The organism is Oleiphilus sp. HI0086, assembly GCF_001635225.1.
Map to the genome: position 1 here is coordinate 1 of NZ_LWFZ01000844.1, position 1236 is coordinate 1236.

General features: G+C 44.4%; 1 protein-coding gene and 1 pseudogene. Both read left to right on the forward strand.

Features of this window, described 5'->3' with window-relative positions; genetic code table 11:
- Positions 1 to 355 (forward strand): annotated as a pseudogene (locus A3756_RS27770) (gamma-glutamyl-phosphate reductase); the annotation flags it as partial.
- 129 nt (positions 356 to 484) lie between these two features.
- The coding region (cysD, locus tag A3756_RS15220) for a sulfate adenylyltransferase subunit CysD (protein ID WP_068553805.1) at positions 485 to 1236 on the forward strand (752 nt) is incomplete at its 3' end.

The following is a 1236-nucleotide window of genomic DNA, read 5'->3' on the forward strand; positions in this document are numbered from 1 at the left end:
GGGTGAGGCAGCTCGTCAAGCTGCTAGCCAGATGACTTCAGTCAGTACCGGATTAAAAAACAAAGCTCTATTAGCAACCGCTGATGCTTTGAATGCCAAGCGTGATATGTTGATTCAAGAGAATAAAAAGGATCTTGAGGCTGGGCGTGAAAATGGTTTGGATGATGCGATGCTTGATCGTTTGGAGCTTACGCCAGCGCGTATAGATGGCATGATTGAAGGCTTGCAGCAAGTAGCAGGGCTTGATGATCCTGTTGGAATTATTAACGATCTCAAGTATATGCCTTCCGGTATTCAGGTTGGCAAGATGCGTGTGCCGCTTGGTGTGATTGGGATTATCTATGAGTCTAGACCAAANNTNANTATNNAGCGACAAGCCTGTTATAATTCCGCACCCTTTTGTTAGGTAGCAGCCTATAGAAATAGCAGCTATCCACTTAAACACGATTTTTTCGTTTATTGACCTCTGGTAAGAGTTACATATATGTCGCAATACAATTTGACTCATTTAAAGCAATTGGAAGCTGAAAGCATCCACATCATTCGAGAAGTAGCCGCTGAATTTGATAATCCGGTAATGCTCTATTCTGTCGGTAAAGATTCCGCTGTTATGCTGCACTTGGCTCGCAAAGCTTTTGCACCAGGTAAGCCACCTTTCCCTCTAATGCATGTTGACACTACCTGGAAATTCCAGGAAATGATCAAGTTTCGTGACGAGACCGTTAAAAAGTATGGCTTCGATCTGATCGTGCATATCAACCAGGAAGGCGTTGATCAAGGCATCGGACCTTTTACTCACGGTAGTGCCAAGCACACCGACGTAATGAAAACCCAAGGTCTTAAACAAGCACTGGACAAATATCAGTTTGACGCAGCCTTCGGTGGCGCACGACGTGACGAAGAAAAGTCTCGCGCTAAAGAACGTGTTTACTCTTTCCGTGATGAAAACCACCGCTGGGACCCAAAGAATCAGCGCCCTGAATTATGGAATACTTATAACGGTAAGATTAATAAAGGTGAAAGCATTCGTGTATTCCCTTTATCTAACTGGACAGAACTTGATATCTGGCAGTACATCCACCTGGAAAACATCGATATCGTTCCACTTTATTTCTCAGCGAAGCGACCTGTTGTTGAACGTGACGGCGTCATGATCATGGTTGATGATGAACGTATGCCGATTGAAGAAGGTGAAAAGGTAGAGATGAAGTCGGTACGCTTCCGTACGCTTGGTTG